This is a genomic window from Paracoccus sp. (in: a-proteobacteria) (genome assembly GCF_047973135.1).
Classification (GTDB): domain Bacteria; phylum Pseudomonadota; class Alphaproteobacteria; order Rhodobacterales; family Rhodobacteraceae; genus Paracoccus.
Genome location: NZ_JBKEBL010000134.1, coordinates 1 through 5,018 on the forward strand (window position 1 = coordinate 1; position 5,018 = coordinate 5,018).

Below are 5,018 nucleotides of genomic sequence, written 5' to 3' on the forward strand. Positions count from 1 at the left end.
AGCGCCAGCGCCATCCGGAAAGCGTCAGAGCCGGGTCGGATTGGGCGCATCGCCATAGACCTGAACGGGATCGAAAACCTTCTCTGCCTCGGTGAAGATCAGGGTCGGCACCTTCGCGCCGCCCACCGGTACCGCGCGGTAGAAGCACGAGCGATAGCCGACATGGCAGCTTGCGCCTCCGGACACCTCTACCCGCAGCCAGATCGCGTCCTGATCGTCATCGATCCTCATTTCGACGATCTTCTGCACCAGCCCGCTGGTCGCGCCCTTGTGCCAGAGGCATTGACGCGAGCGGCTCCAGTAATGCGCCTCGCCGGTCCGGATGCTGCGGGTCAGAGCATCGGCATTCATCACGCCCATCATCAGCACCTCGCCGCTTCCGGCATCGGTGGTTACGACCGGGATCAGGCCGTCAGCTCCGAACTTTGGCGCGAGGCCGTGGCCTTCCTCGACCTGTTCCACGGTGAGGCGAGGGGAAAAGAGGGACATGGCATTTTCCGTGCTTGAATCATGACAAGGAAGGCATACGCGACGAGTGGTGCCCGGTGATGAGCCAGGCCCCGTCGATTTCCTCGAAGGTAAACAGATAACGGGCGGGAAGGGTCTGCTGTGTTCCGGCCAGCCCGAAGGTGAAGGTGTAGTGGCCACCGACGACGACCGTTCCCAGCTTGTGGCTGATCCGCTTGCGCAGGCTGTCGATGCGGCAGCGCAGGTTCGGGTTGGCAAGAAAACTTTCGAAATAGGCCCGCCGTTCATCGGCATGGCCGCCGACCGCATCTTCCATCGTCGGGACCAGGATGGCGTCGCTGGCATAGAGGGTAAGCAGATCTTCCAGATGCCCTGACGATACGACCTCGGCCCACCGCAGCAAAGCCGCGCGTACCTGCGCCAGATAGGGCCGCGCAGCCGCTTCGAACGACATGCCCTCCCGGACGAAACTGGTCGTCACGTCCTCCTGCATCGTGTTGCACTCCTTGCTTCGGTCCGTGGTTGGCGGGCGAGATCTGGCAACCCGGTTCCGGTTGGCCTGGAACGGAAAACCACGTTGCAGACCCCGATGATTCTATCGCATTTCATTATGTAATAACATTGCATTTACGGGGATGCCATGCAGTCCCGCCAGCAAAGCCGCTGCCGCCGGTCAGCCGTTGGCACCCTGACCGCGCGCATAGAGATCCTCATATCGGATGATGTCGTCCTCGCCCAGATAGCTGCCGGTCTGCACCTCGATCAGGACCATCGGCACCTTGCCGGGATTCTCCATCCGGTGTACCGCGCCAAGCGGGATATAGACTGAATGGTTTTCGGTCAGCAGCCGTACCTCGTCGCCGACGGTGATGCGTGCCGTGCCCTCGACCACGGTCCAATGCTCGGACCGGTGGTGGTGGCTTTGCAGGCTCAGCGCCGCTCCGGGCTTGACGACGATGCGCTTGACCTGAAAGCGAGGGCCTGTCACCAGGCTTTCGAACCAGCCCCAGGGGCGGTGATCGGTCGGAAAGGTCGTGGCCTGCCGCACCTCGCGTTCGGCCAGCAGGGCGACAGCCTGCCTGACCTCTTGCACGCACGAACGATGGGCGACCAGAACCGCGTCGGGCATGGCAACGGCGACGATATCCTGCAACCCGATGCCAACCAGCTCCTGCCGGTCGGTTTCTGACCGCAGCAGCGAGCCCCGGCAATCAATGGCCGTGGCATGATTGCTGATCACATTGCCCGCGTCGTCCGGGCCGCTTTCCTGCCACACCGCCTCCCATCCGCCCAGATCGGACCAGCCCCCCGCAAAGGGCATGACGCACAGATTCGTGGCCTTTTCCATCACTGCATAGTCGATGGATATATCCGGCACGCCGTCCCAGGCCGAGGCATCCAGCCGGGTAAACCCCAGATCGGTATGCGCGGCAGCAACGGCCGCACGCACCGAATCCAGCAATTGCGGTGCATGGGTGCCAAAAGCGGCAATCAGCGCGCGGGCTGTGAACAGAAAGATCCCGGCATTCCACAGGCAGTTTTCCGATTCCAGCATCGCGCGGGCACGGTCGGGGCCGGGCTTTTCGACGAACCGGGCCAGCGGCTGAGGCTCGGTCGCTTGGGCGGATGCCCCCTGCGCCAGCGCCAGCCAGCCATAGCCCGTCTCGGCGCGGGTCGGCGCGATGCCGAATGTCACCAGATCCCCCGCTTGCGCACGGGGCACGGCGGCGGCGACCGCGGCGCGAAAGGCGGCAGCGTCGGGGATGACATGATCGGATGGCGCGACCAGCATCAGCGAATCGTTTTCCTGCATCTCTTGCAGCAGGGCGGCAGCCAGAATGGCCGGGGCGGTGTTGCGCGGCGCGGGCTCGATCACCACGGCTTGCGGGGCGATCCGGGTGGCGGCAAGCTGTTCGGTGACGATAAAGCGGAAATCATTGCCGGTCACGACCACTGGTGCCGTGAAACCCGGCCCCGACATCCGCCGTGCAGCAGCCTGAAACAGGCTGTCCTGCCCGACCAGCCGCGAGAATTGCTTGGGATAGCTTTTACGCGACAACGGCCACAGGCGGGTGCCCGCCCCGCCACACAGAAGGATCGGGTGGATATAGGTCATGTCATGCACGGCGCGGCCTCTGACAAAGCTGTTTCACTTGAACGGACAAGCCCGCTGCCTGCAAATCCAAGTCAAAACAGTTCAATGTAAAAGTGGCCGCGAGTCGCCATTCCGTCCCCGAGGCTAACTTAGACCTTGCGATAAGACCAGACAGGAGTTGTGCGGCAATGCTTTATACACCCTGTGATTGATAAACTTCCGCCTGTCTTGCGCCTGCGGGCAGGCGTCGGAACATAGCCAGACAGCCATATCAAAGTTCCGCTGCTTGGCTGACGGGCGGCTGCACGCCGCCGCCCGCAGGTCATTCACCGTTGCACGACCTCTACGCCTGTTCACCAATCTTGAGACCATATTCAGCCATAAGTTTTATAGTTGGGTCACAGATGTCCTGCATTCTTTCAGACTTGATCAAGTGAAATCGCTCGGCCTGTCCGTTGTGACAAAATCCTTGCATCATCTCTTGCAGATACCGACATTCAGTGATGCCGAAATTATTCCTGTTTCTGTCGAATGCAGAAAATATCCCGTGGGCCAAAATATCGGGAATTGCAAAAAGATGCTCGTTGTTCTTTGATTGCGCCCGAATATTATTTGCAGATACACGCGTGATGCCATCAACCCCATCTCCGGTCGGTTTGCGCTGGACCGCACGGATATACCGCCCAAGCCTTTTGTAATCATGCGTTCTTTCCTCAAAGACTATTTCAACGCCACTGCAGTCTATGCCGCTTTTCTTCAGATACCGTCCAAGCAAGCTTAGAAGGTACAGTGCAGTCCGGTTGTAATAGTCCTGCGGGTTCCCTTCGGACTTTTCCTTGAAGCCGCGAAGGGTGTTCTTGTCGCTGACGACGCCAAAAAACGGCATACCTATTTTTATGATTTCTCCGATAAGATACAGCTTCTGGACATGGCTTAGATCCGTCGCATGTAAATTATTCTTCTTTCGGAATTTTTCACGTATCCGGTCAAGGACGTCATTGGTGGCGCGCAGTTCTGATTTTTTGATCAGGCACCCGCCCATTGAAAGATATCGCGACGGTCCCACCTCGTCGGATATACCGGGTTCCTGCGTAACATTGCCGCTTTCGTCAGCGTAAAATACATAGCTTGTCATACAATTCTCCACCACAAATAGAGTGGAGAATTGCTCTTTTACCTCGTGGTTGCAATAGGTCTACCGCGTAAACTTTTTGTACTTCACCCGCTTTGGCTCGATGGAATCCGGGCCGAGGCGGCGGACCTTGTCGGCCTCATAGGCTTCGAAATTGCCCTCGAACCATTCGACATGGGCCTCGCCTTCGAAGGCCAGGATGTGGGTACACAGCCGGTCCAGGAAAAAGCGGTCGTGGCTGATGATCACGGCACATCCCGCGAAATCCTCAAGCGCGGCTTCCAGCGCCTGAAGGGTCTCGACGTCAAGATCGTTGGTCGGTTCGTCCAGCAGCAGCACGTTGCCACCGGATTTCAGCAACTTGGCCATATGCACCCGGTTGCGCTCGCCGCCCGACAACTGCCCGACCTTTTTCTGCTGGTCGCCGCCCTTGAAGTTGAAGGCGCTGCAATAGGCACGGCTGTTCATCTGCGCATCGCCCAGAACGATCTGTTCCGCCCCGCCGGAAATTTCCTCCCACACGGTCTTGCCAGCGTCCAGCGCGTCGCGGGACTGATCGACATAGGACAGTTGCACCGTGTCGCCCAAAGAGATGTCGCCCGCATCGGGCTGTTCATTGCCGGTCAGCATGCGGAACAGGGTGGATTTGCCCGCGCCGTTCGGTCCGATCACACCCACGATGCCGCCGGGAGGCAGCGCAAATTCCAGCCCCTCGATCAGCAGCTTGTCACCCATGGCCTTTTTCAGGCCACTGACCTCGATCACCTTGTTGCCCAGCCTTTCACCGTTCGGGATGATGATCTGGGCACGGGTCAGTTTCTCGCGCTCGGACTGGCTGGCCATTTCGTTATAGGCGTTGATCCGGGCCTTTTGCTTGGCCTGACGCGCCTTGGCGCCGGCGCGGATCCATTCCAGTTCGCGTTCCAGCGTCTTCTGCTTGGCCTTGTCTTCGCGCGCCTCTTGTGCGATCCGCTTGGCCTTTTGTTCCAGCCATGCGGAATAGTTCCCCTCGTAGGGGATGCCGCGGCCGCGATCCAGTTCCAGGATCCAGCCGGTGATGTCGTCGAGGAAATAGCGGTCGTGGGTGACGATCAGGATCGTGCCCTTGTATTCGATCAGGTGCTTTTGCAGCCAGGCGATGGTCTCAGCGTCGAGATGATTGGTCGGCTCGTCGAGGAGCAGCATGTCCGGGGCTTCGAGCAGGAGCTTGCAGAGCGCGACGCGCCGGCGCTCGCCGCCAGAAAGATTGGTCACCGCGGCTTCGTCGGGCGGACAGCGCAGATCCTCCATCGCGACGTCGATCTGGCTGTCGAGATCCCAGAG

General features: G+C 59.8%; 5 protein-coding genes. All 5 read right to left on the reverse strand.

What is annotated here, in order from left to right:
* Positions 1 to 24: 24 nt before the first annotated feature.
* Positions 25 to 489 (reverse strand): phosphoribosyl-AMP cyclohydrolase, encoded by a 465-nt coding sequence (hisI, locus tag ACK5L9_RS10335; RefSeq protein WP_416911379.1) that lies wholly within the window; start codon positions 487 to 489, stop codon positions 25 to 27.
* A gap of 19 nt (positions 490 to 508) precedes the next feature.
* Complete coding sequence (locus ACK5L9_RS10340) at positions 509 to 961, reverse strand: nuclear transport factor 2 family protein (RefSeq protein WP_416911380.1); 453 nt, start codon at positions 959 to 961, stop codon at positions 509 to 511.
* 180 nt (positions 962 to 1,141) lie between these two features.
* On the reverse strand, positions 1,142 to 2,584 hold the full coding sequence (locus ACK5L9_RS10345; RefSeq protein WP_416911381.1) for a mannose-1-phosphate guanylyltransferase/mannose-6-phosphate isomerase: 1,443 nt from the start codon (positions 2,582 to 2,584) through the stop codon (positions 1,142 to 1,144).
* A gap of 322 nt (positions 2,585 to 2,906) precedes the next feature.
* A complete protein-coding gene (locus ACK5L9_RS10350; protein ID WP_416911382.1) occupies positions 2,907 to 3,698 on the reverse strand; it encodes a DUF3800 domain-containing protein in 792 nt (263 codons plus the stop codon).
* A gap of 60 nt (positions 3,699 to 3,758) precedes the next feature.
* The coding region (gene ettA / locus ACK5L9_RS10355) for an energy-dependent translational throttle protein EttA (RefSeq protein ID WP_416911383.1) at positions 3,759 to 5,018 on the reverse strand (1,260 nt) is incomplete at its 5' end.

What these genes read in the sequence shown, in the direction of transcription:
- hisI (WP_416911379.1), bottom strand. Translation starts at nt 489, where the DNA reads ATGTCCCTCTTTTCCCCTCGCCTCACCGTGGAACAGGTCGAGGAAGGC.
- ACK5L9_RS10340 (WP_416911380.1), bottom strand. Translation starts at nt 961, where the DNA reads ATGCAGGAGGACGTGACGACCAGTTTCGTCCGGGAGGGCATGTCGTTC.
- ACK5L9_RS10345 (WP_416911381.1), bottom strand. Translation starts at nt 2,584, where the DNA reads ATGACCTATATCCACCCGATCCTTCTGTGTGGCGGGGCGGGCACCCGC.
- ACK5L9_RS10350 (WP_416911382.1), bottom strand. Translation starts at nt 3,698, where the DNA reads ATGACAAGCTATGTATTTTACGCTGACGAAAGCGGCAATGTTACGCAG.